12 protein-coding genes are annotated in these 17,776 nt (G+C 66.7%); 3 read left to right on the top strand and 9 right to left on the bottom strand.

Annotated elements, in window-relative coordinates; genetic code table 11:
- The first annotated feature begins 207 nt into the window (after positions 1-207).
- Positions 208-2,133, top strand: a complete 1,926-nt coding sequence (locus tag GGQ62_RS08985) for a TonB-dependent receptor plug domain-containing protein (protein WP_152577627.1) — start codon at positions 208-210, stop codon at positions 2,131-2,133.
- A 17-nt stretch (positions 2,134-2,150) separates the two neighbouring features.
- Here the strand turns inward: GGQ62_RS08985 and topA are convergent, their stop codons facing one another.
- The 7 genes from topA to GGQ62_RS08950 form a co-directional block, all read right to left on the bottom strand.
- Entirely contained in the window at positions 2,151-4,721 is a 2,571-nt protein-coding gene (gene topA / locus GGQ62_RS08980; protein ID WP_152577628.1) for a type I DNA topoisomerase, read from the bottom strand.
- 103 nt (positions 4,722-4,824) lie between these two features.
- Positions 4,825-5,496: a response regulator transcription factor gene (locus tag GGQ62_RS08975; protein WP_152577629.1), complete on the bottom strand. Its 672-nt coding sequence runs from the start codon at positions 5,494-5,496 to the stop codon at positions 4,825-4,827.
- Positions 5,493-8,204 carry a sensor histidine kinase gene (locus GGQ62_RS08970; protein ID WP_152577630.1) on the bottom strand — a complete coding sequence of 904 codons (2,712 nt, stop codon included), beginning with the start codon at positions 8,202-8,204 and terminating at the stop codon, positions 5,493-5,495. Before GGQ62_RS08970 ends, GGQ62_RS08975 begins: the two co-directional genes overlap by 4 nt.
- Positions 8,185-8,766 carry a potassium-transporting ATPase subunit KdpC gene (kdpC, locus tag GGQ62_RS08965; RefSeq protein ID WP_152577631.1) on the bottom strand — a complete coding sequence of 194 codons (582 nt, stop codon included), beginning with the start codon at positions 8,764-8,766 and terminating at the stop codon, positions 8,185-8,187. The genes GGQ62_RS08970 and kdpC overlap by 20 nt, the downstream gene beginning before the upstream one ends.
- A gap of 10 nt (positions 8,767-8,776) precedes the next feature.
- Positions 8,777-10,813, bottom strand: a complete 2,037-nt coding sequence (gene kdpB / locus GGQ62_RS08960) for a potassium-transporting ATPase subunit KdpB (RefSeq protein WP_152577632.1) — start codon at positions 10,811-10,813, stop codon at positions 8,777-8,779.
- A 13-nt stretch (positions 10,814-10,826) separates the two neighbouring features.
- Positions 10,827-12,530, bottom strand: coding sequence for a potassium-transporting ATPase subunit KdpA (kdpA, locus tag GGQ62_RS08955; protein ID WP_152577633.1), 1,704 nt, complete (start codon positions 12,528-12,530; stop codon positions 10,827-10,829).
- A 12-nt stretch (positions 12,531-12,542) separates the two neighbouring features.
- Positions 12,543-12,662 (bottom strand): potassium-transporting ATPase subunit F, encoded by a 120-nt coding sequence (locus GGQ62_RS08950; RefSeq protein WP_194163368.1) that lies wholly within the window; start codon positions 12,660-12,662, stop codon positions 12,543-12,545.
- Between the two features lie 583 nt (positions 12,663-13,245).
- Between GGQ62_RS08950 and GGQ62_RS08945 the strand changes: the two genes are divergently transcribed.
- Positions 13,246-13,959 carry a LuxR C-terminal-related transcriptional regulator gene (locus tag GGQ62_RS08945; RefSeq protein ID WP_167649555.1) on the top strand — a complete coding sequence of 238 codons (714 nt, stop codon included), beginning with the start codon at positions 13,246-13,248 and terminating at the stop codon, positions 13,957-13,959.
- 16 nt (positions 13,960-13,975) lie between these two features.
- On the opposite strand, the gene GGQ62_RS08940 is transcribed toward GGQ62_RS08945, so the two are convergent.
- Together GGQ62_RS08940 and GGQ62_RS08935 are read right to left on the bottom strand one after the other, a co-directional pair.
- Positions 13,976-14,716, bottom strand: a complete 741-nt coding sequence (locus GGQ62_RS08940; protein ID WP_152577635.1) for a methyltransferase domain-containing protein — start codon at positions 14,714-14,716, stop codon at positions 13,976-13,978.
- Positions 14,717-14,847: 131 nt separating this feature from the next.
- A complete protein-coding gene (locus GGQ62_RS08935) occupies positions 14,848-16,059 on the bottom strand; it encodes a glycosyltransferase family 2 protein (RefSeq protein ID WP_167649554.1) in 1,212 nt (403 codons plus the stop codon).
- Positions 16,060-16,247: 188 nt separating this feature from the next.
- Between GGQ62_RS08935 and GGQ62_RS08930 the strand changes: the two genes are divergently transcribed.
- A complete protein-coding gene (locus GGQ62_RS08930) occupies positions 16,248-17,756 on the top strand; it encodes a lipopolysaccharide biosynthesis protein (RefSeq protein ID WP_152577637.1) in 1,509 nt (502 codons plus the stop codon).
- Positions 17,757-17,776: the final 20 nt, after the last annotated feature.

Raw genomic sequence — 17,776 nt, 5'->3', positions numbered from 1 at the left:
CGTAATCATCGAAGACGATGCGGCCGGTCAAGGCAAGGCCTTGATTGGAAAGCCGACAAGATGGATTAGCGGCTCATCGTCGATGGACGATCGGACGCAGGGATCGCATATTGCGACGCAGCAGTGGTCGATCACGGGCTGCGGGCGCTTGATGAAGGACCATGATTGTTGACTCAGCGCCTGCGTATCGCGGCATCCCTGGCCGCGATGGTTCTTGCGATCGCCCCTGCCTCGGCGCGGGCGGATGACGACGATGAACTGGTGATCACCGCCGCCGAGATGGAAGATCGTGTCCGCCCGCCACGCCTTACCGCCGACGAAGCCTTTCTGATCGAGCGGCAGCCGCGCAACGTGGCGGAGATGCTGCGCTTCCTGCCCGGCGTCTCCGCCAAGACCAATTCTCGCGGCGAAACCATCGCACGGGTTCGCGGCGCCGAGGAACGCCAGACACAGGTGTTCCTCGACGGCGCACCGCTTGCCGTGCCGTGGGACGGACGGATCGATCTGGGCGTGCTCCCCGCCGGGCTGGTGCGATCGGTCGAGGTCGCCAAGGGGGCGGTGCCGATAGAATATGGGACCAACGCCGTGGCAGGTGCGATCGACCTGCGCACCGGCGATGACGCGACCGGGGTGCACGGCATGGCACAGGTCGGATCGGATGGCTTTGCCACCGGATCGGTGGTCGGCGGCGCCGCGGTCGGGTCGTTCCACATGATGTTCGCCGCATCGGGTGTGACCCGTGACGCCGAGCCGGTGGCGGACCGTGCCGCACTGCCGTTCAGCCAGGCGGCGGACGGCGGACGGACCAATACCGATCTCGATTCGGTCAGCCTGTTCGGCGCGCTGGGCTATGCGGGACCGGTCGTGGCGGCCCGTGCCAGCTTGCTGCGGGTGACCACGCGCCGTGGCATCGCGCCCGAGTCCGATCGCGATCCCGCGGTCGCGGCGCCGCGCTATTGGCGGTATCCCGATATCGATCTGACCCAGCTGACCCTGAATGCCAGCGCCGATATCGGCGAGGCGACAACCCTGCGCGCCGTTGGCTGGCGACAATGGTTCAGCCAGTCGATCGATGCCTACAGCAACGCCAGCTACACCGTCCGCCGGACGCGGCAGGATGACGAAGACGATACGCTGGGCGCGCGGCTGGTGCTCGCCACGGCAATCGCGCCGTTCGACCTGCGCCTGACGAGCAGCGCCCAGACGTCGCGCCACGCCCAGGTCGACACCAATCTGCAAACCGGGGTCGCCGGGCCGCGCCTGGTCTACCGGCAGAACCTGTTCACGGTAGGGGCCGAAGTCGATGCGCCCCTCGGGCCGGTGAAGGCGACGGCGGGCGTCGCCTATGACCGCGCCACCACGCCGCTTACCGGCGACAAGCCGGCCCAGCCCGCAACCGATGCGGTTGCCTTTTCGCTGGCGGTGCAGGGGGACGTCGCCCGGGACACGACGCTCACGCTTTCGGGTGGGCGCCGCACGCGCTTTCCGTCAGCGCGCGAGTTGTTCGGCGAGGCGCTGGGCCGTTTCCTGATCAACCCCGACTTGCGACCGGAAACGGCATGGCTCGCCGACATCGAACTGGCGTGGCAAGGAGCGACCGCCAATCTGGTGGTGAATCCCTTTTACCAGCGCGGCGCGGGCACGATCGGGCAGCGGGTCGTCCGGGTCAACGGCGTGTCGTTGCGTAAGCGTTACAACCAGTCCGGAACGCGCACCTATGGCGTCGATGCGCAGGCGAATGTGGCACTGATGGCCGGGCTCGATGCCGAGATCTTCGGCACGGTGATGAGCGCGCGCGCCGATCCGGGCGACGCGGCATTCCGCCGTTTGTTGCAGCGGCCAGCCTATGAGGTCGGCGGGGCGCTGCGATACCGTCCGTTCGACGCGCTGCTGCTGCGCGGCGAATATCGGCGGGTCGGTCCGGCCGTCGATCTCGACGCTGCCGGCAACCGCGCCGAGCTGGCGGCGGGCGATGAAGTCAATCTGCGGGCCCAGTGGCGCGTGGCGCGCATCGGCAGTTCGGCCGTATCGGTCACCATGGCCGTCGACAATCTCGGCAATGACGTGATCACGCCGCAGCTCGGCCTGCCGTCGCCGGGGCGCATGGTGCGCTTCGGCGTTCGCATCGATTGACGCAGCCGACGGGCTGCTTAACTCTCGGCCTTCTTCTTCGCCGGCGGCTTCTTCTTGGCGGCCGGCTTTTTGGCCGCGGCCTTCTTGACCGGCTTCTTGCCCTTGGATGGCATGGCCGCACGGGCGTCGATCAGGGCCGCCGCGTCGTCGAGGCTGATGGTCATGCCGTCTTCGGTCTTGGGCACAGTGGCGTTGGTGGCGCCATCGGTGATGTACTGGCCGAAGCGGCCGGCCATCAGCTTCATCACCGCCCCCGACACCGGATGCGCACCGATTTCGCGCAACGGCGCCTGGACGCCGCGGGCGCGCGGCCCGGCGGCTGCAGCTTCGGCGAGCTTGACAACGGCGGCGTTCATGCCGGTCTCGAAAACCTCGGCAGTCGAGGTCAGCCGGGCGTATTTGCCATTATGGGCCAGATAGGGGCCATAGCGACCGATGCTGGCCGTGATCGGTTCGCCGCTTTCCGGATGGGTGCCGATGGTGCGGGGCAGAGACAGCAGGCGCAAAGCCAGGTCGAAGTCGTCCGGCCCGGTGACCGGTGCATCCTTGGGGATGGAGGCGCGCGGCGGCTTTTCCCCTTCCCCGCGCTGGACATAGGCGCCGAAGCGGCCCGACCGCAGGGTCACGGGCTCGCCGCTGTCGGGATCGGTGCCGAGCAGGACGGGGCCGCTGTTTTCCTGCGCACCGCCATCGCCGGCGAACTGCCGCGTGTAGCGGCATTCCGGATAGTTGGAGCAGGCAACAAAGGCGCCGAACTTGCCGGTTTTCAGGCTCAGCCGGCCGGTGCCGCAGGTCGGGCACAGCCGCGGGTCGCTGCCATCACCCTTGTCCGGGAACAGCATCGGCGCCAGATATTCATCGATGGCGACGGTCACATCGGAGGGACGAAGCTCCAGAATTTCCTTGGTCTTGGGGGAAAAGTCCGACCAGAAATCGCGCAGTACCGTCAAATAGTCGAGATCGCCGGCGGAGACATCGTCGAGCCGGGTTTCGAGGTCGGCGGTGAAGTCATAGCCGACGTATTTTTCGAAATAGCGCTCAAGGAAAGCGGTGACGAGCCGGCCCTTTTCCTCCGCCCAGAAACGGTTCTTCTCCACCCGGACATAGGCGCGATCCCGCAGCGTCTGCAGGATCGAGGCATAGGTCGACGGCCGGCCGATGCCGAGCTCCTCGAGCCGCTTGACCAGCGAGGCTTCGGAAAAGCGCGGCGGCGGCTCGGTGAAATGCTGTTTCGACGTCACATCGCTGGTCGTCGTGCTTTCGCCCTTGGTCAGGCGCGGCAGGCGGCGGCCTTCGTCGTCATCGGCATCCGACGCGATATCCTCGCTGGTCTCGGTATAGACGGCGAGGAAGCCGGGGGTGATGATGACCTGGCCGGTGGCGCGCAGCCCGGTGCGACCGCCGGCATCGAGCAGGTCGATGCTGCTGCGCTCCATCTTCGCACTCGCCATCTGGCTGGCGACGGTGCGCTTCCAGACGAGGGCATACAGCTTTTCGGCATCGCCGGCCGGCGCTTTCGACGGGCGATAGCCGAGATCGGTCGGGCGGATCGCCTCGTGCGCTTCCTGGGCGTTCTTGGCCTTGGTGGCATAATGGCGCGGCTTGTCGGGCAGCACATCGGGGCCGCTGCCATAATCCTGCGCGATGACGTCGCGGACGGCGGCGATGGCTTCGCCGGCGATCTGGACGCCGTCGGTGCGCATATAGGTGATGCGGCCTTCCTCATACAGGCCCTGCGCCACGCGCATCGTGTGGCTGGCGGTAAAGCCGAGCTTGCGTGCCGCCTCCTGCTGCAGGGTCGAGGTGGTGAACGGCGGATAGGGGTTGCGAGTCGCCGGCTTGGTATCGACGGCATGGACGGTGAAAACACCGCTGCGCACATCGGCGACGGCACGGGCGGCGGCGGCCGCGTCGGGAATGTCGAAGCGGTCGAGCTTCTTGCCCTGCCAAAGGCTGAGCCGGGCCGGAAAGGCCTGGCCGGCGGCCGACACCATCGCGGCGTCGATCGTCCAATATTCGCGCGGGCGATGGGCCTCGATCTCGCTTTCGCGCTGGCAGATCAGCCGCAGCGCTACCGACTGGACACGGCCGGCGCTCTTGGCGCCGGGCAGCTTGCGCCACAGCACCGGCGACAAGGTGAAACCGACGAGATAGTCGAGCGCCCGGCGGGCGCGATAGGCATCGATCAGCGCCGAATCGAGTTCGCGCGGGTGTTTCATCGCCGCCAGGATCGCGGTCTTGGTGATTTCGTTGAAGGTCACGCGGCTCGCCCCGGCCTTCGGCAACGCCTTCTTGCCCTTCAGCCATTCGAGCAGATGCCAGGAGATCGCTTCGCCTTCGCGATCGGGATCGGTGGCGAGGATGACATGGTCGGCGCGCTTGGCAGCGTCGGAAATCGCCTTCAACTGCTTGGCGCGATCGCCCGAAACCTCCCAGAGCATCGCGAAATCATGGTCGGGATCGACCGAGCCGTCCTTGGGCGGCAAGTCGCGGATATGGCCGAAGCTGGCCAGAACCTCATAGTTCGACCCCAGATATTTGTTGATCGTCTTGGCCTTGGCAGGCGATTCCACGATCACGAGATCCATGCGGGTCTGTCTTTCGATATGCCGTCGAGGCAGCGGCGCGGCCCCTACGCTCTATATGGGGTGTGGCGCAAGGGGCGGGAAGCCGTTTCCGTTTTCTGAAAGGTCAGCACATCAGCCGATAACCGACCCCGGGGTCGTTGCGGATCAGCGTCGGCGCAGCCGGATCGGCCTCCAGCTTGCGGCGCAGGCCGCGCACGGTGACACGCAGATATTCGACATCGCCGACATGCGCTTCCCCCCACACCGATGCCAGCAACTGGCTATGGGTGATGACACGGCCCGGGTGGCGCGCAAGCTCCGCCAGCAGCGCAAGTTCCTTGCGCGTCAGCGGTACCAGCACATTGTCGCGCGTGACCTCCCGCCGCAGCAGGTCGATGCTGATCGGACCGCAGGTCAACGGGCCGGGGGCGGTGCCGCCGCGGTGGCGCAGCGCCGTGCGGACGCGGGCGAGCAGTTCCTGGGTGTCGAACGGCTTGACGATATAGTCATCGGCGCCGAGATCGAGCGCCGCCACCTTTTCCCCGGTATCGTCGCGCGCCGTCAGCACGACGACGGCGCGGTCCATCGCCACCAGCAGCGGCACCAGTTCCAGCCCGTCGCGATCGGGCAGGCCGAGATCGAGCAGCACCAGCTCGCATCCCGGCCGGCGGGCGAGCGCCAGGCCTTCGGCGGCCGTTTCCGCCTCGTCGGCGCGGTGGCCGGCGCGCTCCAGCGCGCCACGCACAAGCCGGCGGATGGCGGGCTCGTCGTCGATGATGAGCAGTGGCGCGGTCATGCGGTCATATCCTCGGATCGGGCGCGGCGGACCTTGGCATCGGGCCAGGTGACGGTGAACACCGCGCCCGGCCCATCGCCGCGGTTGGCGGCGCCGACGGTCAGCCCCATGGCTTCGGCAAAGCCCTTGACGATGGCGAGGCCCAGGCCGGTACCGCCGCTGCGGTCATCGCCTTCCCCGCGCGCAAAGCGGTCGAACAGCACGGCCTCGCGTCCGGCCGGCAGGCCGGGGCCCGAATCGATAACGGACAGCGTCACGCCGGCAGCGGTTCGGCGCCCGGCGATGGTGATGGCGCTGCCGTCCGGCGCGAATTTGGCGGCGTTGCCAACAAGGTTGATGAGGATATGGTTGAGCAGTCGCGGGTCCGCATCCACCAGCGGCAGCGATGGCGGCACGTCGAGCACCAGCCGGTGGCGGCCAAGGTCGGACTTGAGGTCATGAACGGCGGCGCCGATGGCATCGACGAGGTCGGTGGCCTCCAGCGTCTGTGCCAGTGCGCCGCTGTCGATTCGGGTCATTTCGACCAGGTCGTCGAAGACCCGGCGCAACTGACGCGCCTCGGCGGTCAAGATGGCCGCGTCGGCGCCGCCCTGGCCAGCCGCAAGGGCTTCGGCCGCCGCGACAACGGCGGTGAGCGGTGTCTTGAGATCATGGCCGATCGAAGCGAGCAGGGTGATCCGCAGCGAATCGCGCTGCTTGAGCGCGCCCAGCTGGCGCGCGTCGGCTTCCAGCCGGATGCGTTCCCACGCCAATGCCGCCTGACCGACCAGGGTGGTGAACAGCAGCCGGCGGTCCCCCGGCACCGGGTCGCCGCGTTCGGGCCGGGCAACGCCGAGGATGGCGAGGACGCCGAGCGCGGTCGCCAGCGGATGAAATTGCCAGTCGCTGGCGGTCAGGGTGGCCGTGTCGGCGCCAGCGGGCTCGCCGCGCTCGAGCGCCCATTCCGCCGCTGCCATGTCGATGGGGCCGAGCGCCGGATCGGCCGGAACCGCGGCGATGGCGGCGAGCCCCACCCCGTGCCGGCACAGCAGCACCGTCTGCACGCCCAGCAGCCGGCCGACCTCCTCGCAGATGGCGAGCGCGGTGCCGCTGTCATCGGCGGTGGCGGCAAGCCGCTGTCCGAACGCTGCCAACGCGGCATTCTCGCTGGCGGAACGCGCCCCGACATTGGCCTCGCGCTTGAGCCGTCCCGCCAGCTGCGAAGCGACAAAGGCAACGCCGGTCAGCACGATGACGGTGACGACATTGGCGGGATCGGCGATGGTAAAGGTGTAGAGCGGCGGCAGGAAACAGAAGTTGTAGGCGAGCGCCGCGGCGATGCTGGCCACGAGCGAAGGCCGCAGCCCGAACAGGGTCGCCGACGCCACCACCGGCACCAGGTAAAGCAGATCGATGGCGTTGACGCCGATGACGCGGACCAGCAGCTGCGCGACCAGCGTCGTCGCCGCGACCATTGCGACGGCCAATGCGGTGTGGCGCCAGGGCCAATCGCCATGCCCGGTGTGCACATCGGCGGCGGGCACCGCGTCGATCGGCACGACATGGACCGAGACGCCATCGAGCCCGCGGACCAGCGTATCGACGATGGAGCGGTGGCGCAGCGCGAACCACCAGGGCCGCCGCATCTTGCCGATGACGAGGGTGGTGACGCGCGCTTCGCGCAGCCAGGCGTGCAGGCCCGCCGCGACATCGGCAGCCGGCACCACGGCGATGCTGGCGCCCAGCGTCGCCGCCAGCTTGAGCGCTGCGGCGATCCGGTCCTGTGCCGTTGGCGGCAGCGCGGCGTGTCGCGGTGTCTCGACGACCAGCGCTGTCCATGGTGCCGACAGCGCGTCGGCGAGGCGCTTGGCAGTGCGAACGAGGATATCGGCGCCTGGCTGGTCGCCGATGGCGACGACGATGCGTTCGCCCGCCGCCCATTGCCCGGCGGCGCCGATGCTGCGGACATGGTCGAGCATCTGGCGATCGACGGTTTCGGCGGCGCGGCGCAGCGCCATTTCGCGCAATGCCGACAGGTTCGATTTGGAAAAGAAATGCCCGAGCGCCCGGCTGGCTTCCTCGGGAATGTAGATCTTGCCGGCCTTCAGCCGCGCGATCAGCTCGTCGGGGGGCAGGTCGACCAGTTCGATCTCGGCATCGTCGAGCACCGCATCGGGCACTGTCTCGCGCACGCGCACCTGGGTGAAGCTGGCGACGATGTCGTTGAGGCTTTCGACGTGCTGGATGTTGACGGTGGTCAACACGTCGATGCCGGCGTCGCGCAGCTCCTCGATGTCCTGCCAGCGTTTGGGGTGGCGGCTGCCCGGCGCGTTGGAATGCGCCAGTTCGTCGACCAGCGCGACATCGGGCGCGCGGGCGAGCAGTGCGTCGATATCGAGCTCGGTCAGCGTGTGCGGGCCATGGCGGATGGTCCGGCGGGGCAGCACTTCGAAGGGCGCGACCAGCGCCTCGGTGTCGGCGCGGCCATGGGTTTCGACGATCCCGATGACCACGTCGCGGCCGGCGGCGGCCAGCTCGGCCCCTTCGCGCAGCATCTCGAAGGTCTTGCCGACGCCCGGCGAGGCGCCGAGCAGGATCTTCAGCTGGCCGCGGCTTTCCCGGCGCGCGGTGCGCAGCAATGCGTCTGGCGAAGGGCGGGCCTCGGTCACGCTGGCAGGGTAGCGGAACTTTTCCCCGTCATGCCAGCGGTCACCGCCTTGCCAGCGCATCGAGGGCGCGGTTGAGCGCCAGCACGTTGACGCGGGGTTCGCCGAGCAGTCCGAGCAGCGGCGTTTGCACTTGCGTTTCGACCAGCGTCGCGACTGCGGCGGCCGGCAGGCCGCGGGCGCCGGCGACACGGGCGACCTGCAGCCGGGCCGTATCGGGACTGATATCGGGGTCGAGCCCCGAGCCCGATGTCGTCACCATGTCGGCGGGAATGGCGCCGGCAACGCCTTCGTCGCGCAATGCTCCGATGGCGGTGCCGATGCGGTCGGCAAGGTCCTTCGACCCCGGCGCCAGATTGGAGCCCGACGAGGCACTGGCGTCATAGCCCTTGCCGGCGGCCGACGGGCGCGGATGGAAATAGCGCGGGCTGGTGAAATCCTGCCCGATCAGCGCGGATCCGACGACGCGGTTGCCGTCACGGACAAGGCTGCCCCCGGCCTGCGCCGGCAGTGCCACTGTGGCGATACCGGTGACCAGCAGCGGATAGGCGACGCCGGTGAGCAGGGTGAAGCCGGCGAGCATGACGACGGCAGGGCGGAGAGCGGAACGAAGTTCGGTGAACATGTCGATATCCTCAGGCGAGACCCAGGCCAGTGACGGCCATGTCGATGATCTTGATGCCGATGAACGGTGCGATCAGCCCGCCGACACCATAGATGGCGAGGTTGCGCGCCAGCAGGTCGCCGGCGGGAGCAGGGCGATATTTGACGCCCTTCAGCGCCAGCGGCACCAGCGCCGGGATGATCAGCGCGTTGAAGATGATCGCCGACAGGATGGCGCTTTCGGGCGATCCCAGCCGCATGACATCGAGCGCGCCGAGCCCAGGGTAAAGCACGATGAAGATCGCCGGCAGGATGGCGAAATATTTCGCGACATCGTTGGAGATCGAAAAGGTCGTCAGCGCGCCGCGGGTCATCAGCAATTGTTTGCCCAGCCCGACGATCTCGATCAGCTTGGTCGGGTCGCTGTCGAGATCGACCATGTTGCCGGCCTCGCGCGCGGCCTGGGTGCCGGTGTTCATCGCCACGCCGACGTCCGATTGCGCCAGCGCCGGAGCGTCGTTGGTGCCGTCACCGCACATGGCGACCAGCTTGCCGCCCGCCTGTTCCTGGCGGATCAGCGCCAGCTTGTCCTCGGGCGTTGCCTCGGCAAGAAAGTCGTCGACGCCGCTTTCGGCCGCGATGCTGGCGGCGGTCAGCGGATTGTCGCCAGTGATCATCACAGTGCGGATGCCCATGCGGCGCAGCTCGCCGAAGCGTTCGCGGATGCCGGCCTTGATGATGTCCTTCAACTGGACGACGCCGAGCAGGCGTGCGCCGTCGGCCACCGCCAGCGGCGTGCCGCCGGCGCGGGCGATGTCGTCGGCAATGCGCTTGAGGGCGGCGGCCGCCGCGGGGTCGACGCGGGCGCCAAGACGCTTGATGACGGCATCGACGGCGCCCTTCACCAACTCGCGGTCGGCGATGCGAACGCCCGACACCCGGGTCTGGGCGGTGAAGGCGATCGGCTCCGCCCCTGCCGGCAGCGCGTCGCCGGCGCCCGCCAGCACGACGATCGAGCGGCCTTCCGGCGTTTCGTCGGCAAGGCTGGCGAGGCGGGCGGCGGCGGTAAGTTCGGCTTCGGAAACGCCGGGCACCGGCAGGAACGCCGTCGCCTGGCGGTCGCCCAGTGTGATCGTCCCGGTCTTGTCGAGCAGCAGGGTGTCGATATCGCCGGCGGCTTCCACGGCGCGGCCCGATTTGGCGAGCACGTTGAAGCGCACCAGCCGGTCCATGCCGGCGATGCCGATCGCCGACAGCAGCGCCGAGATGGTGGTGGGGATCAGCGTCACAAACAGCGCCACCAGCACCGGCACGGCAATCGCGCCCCCGGCATAGGCGGCAAAGCTGGGCAACGTCGCGACGGCGATCAGGAAGATCAGCGTCAGCCCGGCCAGCAAGATCGTCAGGGCGATCTCGTTCGGCGTCTTCTGCCGCGACGCGCCTTCGACGAGCGCGATCATGCGGTCGAGGAAGCCTTCGCCCGCCGCCGCCGTGACGCGCACGGTGATCTGGTCGGAAATGACGCGGGTGCCCGCCGTCACCGCCGAGCGGTCGCCACCGGCTTCGCGGATAACGGGCGCCGACTCCCCGGTGATCGCGGCTTCGTTGACGCTGGCGACGCCGGCGACGACTTCGCCATCGGCGGGGATCAGGTCGCCGGTTTCGACCAGCACCAGGTCGCCGACCTGCAGCTGGCTGGCCGGGACATTGGTCCAGGCCTTGGCGAGGGCGCCGTCGGAGCCGGCGAGCCGCTTGGCCGACAGTTCGGCCTTGGTGGCCCGCAGCGACGCCGCCTGCGCCTTGCCGCGGCCTTCGGCCAGCGCCTCGGCGAAATTGCCGAACAACACGGTCAGCCACAGCCAGAACACCAGCTGGCCTTCGAACCCCGGTTGGCCGGTGCCGGTGGCCAGGCCCTTGATCCACAGAAGCGTGGACAGGGCGGCGACCAGCGCCACGACGAACATCACCGGGTTGCGGATCAGCAGGCGCGGATCGAGCTTGACGAAGCTGTCCCTGACCGCCGCCGACATCAGCGGCGCGGTGAACAGCGATTGGGGAGCGTTGGACATCGAATCTTGTCCTTCAGAGTGTCTTGGCCGCAGCGACCTGGAACTGGTCGGCGATCGGCCCGAGTGCCAGGCTCGGCAGGAAGGTGAGGCCGCCGACAATGACGATGACGGCGATGAGAAGCCCGATCCACAGCGGCCCGGTGGTCGGGAAGGACCCGGGGCCTGCGGGCACATGGCGCTTGGCAGCGAGCGAGCCGGCGATGGCGAGAACCGGCAGCAGCACGCCAAAGCGGCCGACGAACATCGCAAGCGCCAACATGCTGTTGTAGAAGGGCGTGTTGCCGGTCAGCCCGCCAAAGGCGCTGCCATTGTTGGCCGCCGCACTGGTGAAGGCATAGAGCATCTCCGAAAAGCCGTGCGGCCCCTTGGCGAGCGGCCCCGCAAGCCCCGCCGGCACGACCGCCGCGACGGCGGCCAGGCCAAGGATGGCCAGCGGCGGAATGACGATGGCGATGACGGACAGCTTCATTTCGCGCGCTTCGATCTTCTTGCCGACATATTCCGGCGTGCGGCCGACCATCAGCCCGGCGATGAAGACCGCCAGAATTGCATAGACGAGGATCGCGTACAGCCCTGAGCCGACGCCGCCGATGATGAGTTCCCCCAACTGCATGTTGAAGAGCGGCACCAGCCCGCCCAGCGGCATGAAGCTGTCGTGCATGGCGATGACGGCGCCGGTGGAGGTCGCGGTGGTAACGGTGGCATAGAGCGCCGAGGCGGCGGCGCCGAAGCGCCCTTCCTTGCCCTCCATGTTCGCGCCGGCGAGGCCCATCGCCTGGTGGATCGGGTTGCCGCCGGCTTCGGCCCAATAGGCAACCCCGGCGCCGATCGTCAGCATCAGGACCATGGCGGTCAGCAGCGCCCAGCCCTGGCGGGTGGCGCCGACGGCCTTGCCGAAAGTCCAGGTCAGGCCGGCACCGATGAAAACGATGCTGAGCAATTGCAGCATATCGACGAGCGCCGAGGGGTTTTCGAAAGGATGCGACGAATTGGCATTGAAGAAGCCACCGCCGTTGGTGCCGAGCTGCTTGATCGCCAGCTGCGACGCCACCGGACCCAGGGCGATGACCTGTTTGCCACCTTCCAGCGTTGTCGCCGTTACCGAGGCGGCGAGCGTCTGCGGCACGCCGGCTGCGACATAGGCCAGCGCCAGGGCGATGCTGAGCGGCAGCAAAAGGTAGAGGGTGATCCGAGTCAGGTCCGCCCAGAAATTGCCGATGCCGGCCGCATTGCGCCGCGCGAAGCCACGGATGAAGGCGAAGGCGACGGCAATGCCGGTTGCGGCCGACAGGAAGTTCTGCACCGTCAGCCCCGCCATCTGCGACAGGTGCGACAAGGTGGTTTCACCGCCGTAATTCTGCCAATTGGTGTTGGTGACGAAGCTGACCGCGGTGTTGAGCGCCAGCAGCGTTTCGACCCCGCCGAAGCCTTGCGGGTTGAGTGGCAGCACGCCCTGCAATTTCAGCACCGCGAACAGCAGGACAATGCCGGCCAGGTTGAACGCCATCACGCTGGCGGCATAGCCGACCCAGCTCTGGTCGCGCGCGGGATCGACGCCGGCAAGACGGTAGAAGCCGCGTTCGACAGGCGCGAGGACCGTGCGCAATGGCATGTCCTCACCCAGGTACAGACGGTACAGCCATGCGCCCGCGGGCCTTGCGAGCGCCACGAGCAGAAAAATGAAGATAAGGATCAGGCCCCAGCCGGCAAAAGTCATGGCAGCGGACCTTCAGAAGCGATCGGGGCGCGCCAGCACGGCGAGCAGGTAAAGGAGGATCGCGGCCGCCACGATGGCGCCGAGAGACGTGTCGAATGTCATGGTGTTCGCCTTCTGGATAAGACGCGCCATTGAGCACTTCCCGCCGTCAAGGCGCTGTACGCAAAGCAATGTCGTTGCATAAGGCGCACGTAAAATTCCGGCTGCGGCGGCTTGGTCAAAGTTGGCTGAGCGCTGTCGGGCGGGCTCGCGGACGCGCACTGGCGGGTCGCCTGTCGATGGTACAGACTCGCTCTTGCAGGGCGCGCCCGGTACAAAACGTCACACAGGGCGACTGTGCCCGCCAGCTTCCGACATCCAATTCCGAGCGCTGAAGCAGCTATCCTGCATGCCGAAGCTGCCGTTTTATTGCCCGAATACAAGGCGGTAAATTGCGCTCGTCGCTTCGGCGCTGCCGAGGCCGACCGCCGGAAGGCGTATGCTTTACGGCCGTGGAAGCACTAATTTGCATTGCGACTTTGGGTTAAGGTTCTTTCAAGGTGACTTGATTGATACTTTTTGTTAATTAGCGATTCACACATTCGCACCGATGTGGCCGCATGGAGGGATGCGGTCCGCATGGGTGATGCAAAGGAGGGGGTTTCGGGGGATCTAACATCGACAAATGCACTGGCGATACTGCCAAGGTAGCAATCTATTGCGCATAGGGGTCAAAATGGGGTCGAAAGTTTCACTTGCCATCATCGGCAGAAATGAAATCGTTCGGGAGGGGTTAAGTCGCATTCTTGTCGACCAGGGGTTCGACATCGTGGCGACCAGCGTCGATGCCGATGCGTTGCGTGACATGGCGATCGGCCGGCTCGCACTCGATCTCATCATCATTGATGCGCCGTCGAAGGCGGAAGGCCATGCTGCCTGCCGATCGCTGCGCACCGATTTTCCCACGGCGCGGATCGTGTTGCTGGGGGAGGACTTCAGTGTCCAGACCACGTCCGAAACCATGTCGGTCGGGGCCGACGGCTATCTTGCCAAGCATATTTCCTGCGAGCCGCTGGCCCGGTCGCTGCAGCTGGTCGCATCGGGCGAAAAGGTGGTGCCATCGCAGACCGTCCTCGCGATGATCGCGGCCGACTGGAGCCGGCCGAGCGGCGGAATGTCGTCGCTGACGATGCCGAGCGACGTGCGGCTGTCCGAGCGGGAGCGCGGCGTCCTGCGTTGCCTGACGCGGGGTGATGCCAACAAGCAGATATCGCGCGAACTGGACATCACAGAGGCGACGGTCAAGGTCCATGTCAAGGCGATCATGCGCAAGCTGGGCGTGCTTAACCGCACCCAGGCGGCAATTCTTGCCGTGACGCGCGGCCTGGTCGAATCGCCCGTCGTGCAATCGGTGACGCGGTCCGCGGCGCAGGCCGCACGCGCCTGCTGAAAGGCTCAGCTGGCCGTCATAGCTTGACGGCCAGGAACACCGTTTCGCCGCGGATCAGATTGTGGCTGGCGCTGTCCGGCCCGCCGGCAACAAACTCCCGACATTCGAACTTCTGCGCGCGGATCCGCTGTCGGACGTCCGCACCGAACCAGCGCAGATGGTCCCATTGGCCGAAATGGCGTTCGCGTTCGGCGGGCGTCCCGATGACATCGTTTTCGTAGGTTTCGCGCCACGCCTCGATGACCGGCATCATGATGACGATCGCGCCGCCCGGTCGCAGCACCCGCCACATTTCGGCGAGCGCACGCTGGTCATCGACATGTTCCAGCACATGCGAGCAGATGATGCGGTCGAGCGAGGCGTCGGGCAAGGCCAGCGCTTCGATATTGAGGATGCGGTCGGCCCGACCCGGTTCCAGATCGGCGGTTTCGTTGCACGTCGGCCCCTGATCGGCGACCATCTTGACGATGATGGCGTCGGGCGCGAAATGCAGCACATCCTTGCCGTGGAAATCGACGAAGCCGCGCGCCATGGACAGCGCCAGCAGGCGATGGCGTTCCAGGGCACCGCATGATGGGCAACGCGCGTCCAGCCGCAGCCGCAACCCGGTCGATTCGAACTTGCCGTGGAAGCCGCAACACGGACAATCGGCTTCCGGACGCTTTTCATGCGCAACCAGCGCGGCCTTCAGGAACATCCGGTCGCTGGGGTTCAGCAGCGCCTGGACCATCCGGACGTTTTCCATGATCTTGACCATATACCCACCCCTGTTTGCTGGACGGCAGCACTGGACGCCGGCTGCACGAACGTTACGGCAACCATGAATAATGATTTAATGCTGCGCTGCATCGCTGCTCTTAGGGTTTACCGCTTTCGAGACACGGCGCGTCAGGCAGCAATGCGCATCAGGCCCTTTTCCCACAGGCTGTCGTCGATGGCGCGGTCATTGCGACCGCGCAGATGCTCGGCCACGACGCCGACCGTGCCCCGCGGCCCGGCAATGGTCGTCAGCAGTGACAAGGCGGCACGTCGCACCATCGGCGTGTCGCGCCGCAGCCGCCACAACAGGCCCGCGAGTCCGGCGCGGATGATCCGGGCGTGCGCTGCCGAGCCATTGTACATCCGGCCGAGTTCGGTGCGGGTCGCGCCTTCCATGGCGCCGGAAAATCCGTGCTTGCCGCCGAACATCCGGCGGCAGATCGTGCGCTCCACGCTGTGCAGCGGGCGTTCGGGCAGTATGGCCGCCGCGTCGGCCAGGTCGGCGACCACGACCGGCCACAGGCCGTGGCGGGCATGGACGCAGGCACGCTGCAACAGCGCGGCGCGGCGGACGTGATCGGCATCGGCGCCGTCGAACATGGTCTCGAACGCGCGGCGTGAAACCCGGGCGGCGTTGGCCTGGAAGATCATGCGGTCATATTGCTGCCAGACTTCGTCCGCACCCGTCGCGGCGTGGCGCACCGTCGACGGGCCACGGACCCCGTCATGCTTGCGCTGATCGAACACGACCGTGTCGACATAGGCACCGCTGCATTCGAGCGCCAGCCGCACGAACATCTCATAATCCTGCGATCGCAGGAACGATTCATCGAACGCCCCGACCCGCGCATAGCTGGCGCGTCGGACGAGCGCGCCGTTCTGCATGACAAAAGCGTCCTCCAGAACATGGCGCGCCAGCGTGCCCGTCGCCAGGTCCGGCCAGTAACCGGGCCCCATCGCGACGCGATTGCCCGCCGAATCGGCCCGAAAGCGTTCGTGACGACCGAATACGAAGTCGGCACCGCTGCTTTGCAACGCGGCCACCAGCCGAGGGACGGCGCCGGCGCGCAGCAGGTCGTCGTCGTCGCAGATCCAGACATAATCGCCATCGGTCATCGCCAGCGCCCGGTTCAGCGCCGCCGACTTGCCGGCATTGTCCTGACGGACATAGCGCACGCGCGGGCCCAGGCTGTGAACCACGGCGCTGGTTGCGTCGGTCGAACCGTCGTCGACCACCAGAATTTCGTCGGTGTCGTCGGCCTGGGCCAGGATTGCCTGTAGCGATTCGGCGATCAGCGCCGATCGATTGAACGTCGGCATGATGAACGAGATGCGCGTCATGGCGTGTGCCCGGTTGCTTTCGACGTCGTTAACGGCTGCGGCGATTACCGCGATTAGGGTTGTCGCCGTCAACCGGAGCATCATGGCGCAAAAGAGTTATAAACGAAAGTTTTGTCTAATAATAATGAACTGAACGTAAATTGATCGTATAAGCGTCGGAACGACATCAGGGGTGAAGTCGCAGTCTCATGAAAGAACGACTGGCAAGGGGGGCCGCCTGGCTGGGTGCGACGCGCGTGATCGTCAACCTGATCGGGTTCGTCAGCACCATCGTCCTCAGCCGGCTGTTGTTTCCGGCCGATTTCGGGCTGGTGGCGATCGCGGTTGCCGTCCAGGCCATCGTGGGATCGGTGACGGAATTGTCGACGGCGTCGGCCCTTATTCGCCACGACGACCCTCAGGATGCGCATTTCGACAGCGTCTTCACACTGAATATTCTCAGGGCCGGTTTCATCTGTCTGCTGTTGTTCGGCTCGGCGCACGCCGCAGCGTCGCTCTACAACGATGAACGGCTCGTCGACATCCTGTACGTGCTTGGCCTGTCGGCGCTGATCGGTGGGTTTTTCAATCCCAAAACGGCGCTTTTCGCCCGCGAGCTTCGCTTCGCGCAGGAGTTTGTTCTCGCCGTTCCACAAAAGCTCGTCGGGCTCGTGGTGGCGCTTGCCATTGCGCTTCTCTACCAGAGCTATTGGGCGTTAATCATCGGCGGCGTGGCGGCGCAGTTTGCCGGCTTGCTGACGTCGTATCTGTTATTGCCTTATCGTCCGCGCTTCAGCCTTGTCCACGGCCGCGAGTTCATGGGATTTTCGGTCTGGATCGGCCTTGAACGTGCCGTCGGCGCGCTGAATCAGCGGGCGGCGCCGCTGCTGATCGGCTATGCCCTCGGCAACGCGCAACTCGGCTATTTCGCCTTTGGGGACAATCTCGCCGGACTGCCGACACGCGAAGCGACGGCGCCGGTGTCGGGCGTGTTCCTGCCGGCGTTTTCGAAGGTGAAAAGCGACAAGGCGGTGTTGCGCGACACCTATCAGCGCGCCCAGGCGCTGTTGTGCGCAATCGCCTTGCCGGTCGGGTTCGGCTTTGCCGCCATCGCCCACCCGTTGATCCTGCTCGCGGTCGGCGACAAATGGCTGCCGTCAGTGATCGTGGTCCAGGTGCTGGCCGGGGTCTTTGCCATCGATATGCTTTGGGCCGGGATCTGGCCGGTGGCGCTGGCGCTGGGCGAGACCCAGCTGCTGTTCCGGCGCGAAGTGATCAACACGTCGATCCGGCTGCCGCTGATCATCGCCGGGCTGTCCTTCGGTGCGCTTGTCGGCGTGCTGGTGGCGCGAACCGTCAGCAGCATCGTCATCTTCGTGCTCAACATGGTCCTGGTCAGGACGCTGCTCGATCTGCCGGTTCGCCGCCAGCTCGCGGCCAATGGCCGGACGATCGGCGCAACCGCCGTCATGGTCATGGGGCTGGCGCTGCTGCAGCAGAGCATCGACTTCTTTCGCCCCGGCGCGGTGTCGATCGTCAGCCTTGCCCTGCTGACCCTGGTCGGCGCCGTCCTGTACGGCGCCACGGTCCTTGCACTGTGGATCCGCGCCGGACGTCCCGCAGGTCCGGAAGAAACGATTCTGTCGCTGCTGAACAGGGTGCTGCAGTCGCAACGTGTAACGGCGATGTCGCAGGCCGTATTCGGTAGTCATCGCTAGGCCGCGGAATGGGGGGCATT

This window comes from Polymorphobacter fuscus (genome assembly GCF_011927825.1).
Taxonomy (GTDB): Bacteria; Pseudomonadota; Alphaproteobacteria; order Sphingomonadales; family Sphingomonadaceae; genus Sandarakinorhabdus; species Sandarakinorhabdus fusca.
This window is presented reverse-complemented; position numbering and strand designations above follow the sequence as displayed.

Coding starts and splice junctions, on each gene's coding strand:
- GGQ62_RS08945 (WP_167649555.1), top strand. CDS start 13,246: ATGGGGTCGAAAGTTTCACTTGCCATCATCGGCAGAAATGAAATCGTT.
- GGQ62_RS08975 (WP_152577629.1), bottom strand. CDS start 5,496: ATGACCGCGCCACTGCTCATCATCGACGACGAGCCCGCCATCCGCCGG.
- GGQ62_RS08985 (WP_152577627.1), top strand. CDS start 208: ATGGTTCTTGCGATCGCCCCTGCCTCGGCGCGGGCGGATGACGACGAT.
- kdpA (WP_152577633.1), bottom strand. CDS start 12,530: ATGACTTTTGCCGGCTGGGGCCTGATCCTTATCTTCATTTTTCTGCTC.
- GGQ62_RS08930 (WP_152577637.1), top strand. CDS start 16,248: ATGAAAGAACGACTGGCAAGGGGGGCCGCCTGGCTGGGTGCGACGCGC.
- GGQ62_RS08940 (WP_152577635.1), bottom strand. CDS start 14,716: ATGGTCAAGATCATGGAAAACGTCCGGATGGTCCAGGCGCTGCTGAAC.
- GGQ62_RS08970 (WP_152577630.1), bottom strand. CDS start 8,204: ATGCGCTGGCAAGGCGGTGACCGCTGGCATGACGGGGAAAAGTTCCGC.
- kdpB (WP_152577632.1), bottom strand. CDS start 10,813: ATGTCCAACGCTCCCCAATCGCTGTTCACCGCGCCGCTGATGTCGGCG.
- GGQ62_RS08950 (WP_194163368.1), bottom strand. CDS start 12,662: ATGGCGCGTCTTATCCAGAAGGCGAACACCATGACATTCGACACGTCT.
- kdpC (WP_152577631.1), bottom strand. CDS start 8,766: ATGTTCACCGAACTTCGTTCCGCTCTCCGCCCTGCCGTCGTCATGCTC.
- GGQ62_RS08935 (WP_167649554.1), bottom strand. CDS start 16,059: ATGACGCGCATCTCGTTCATCATGCCGACGTTCAATCGATCGGCGCTG.
- topA (WP_152577628.1), bottom strand. CDS start 4,721: ATGGATCTCGTGATCGTGGAATCGCCTGCCAAGGCCAAGACGATCAAC.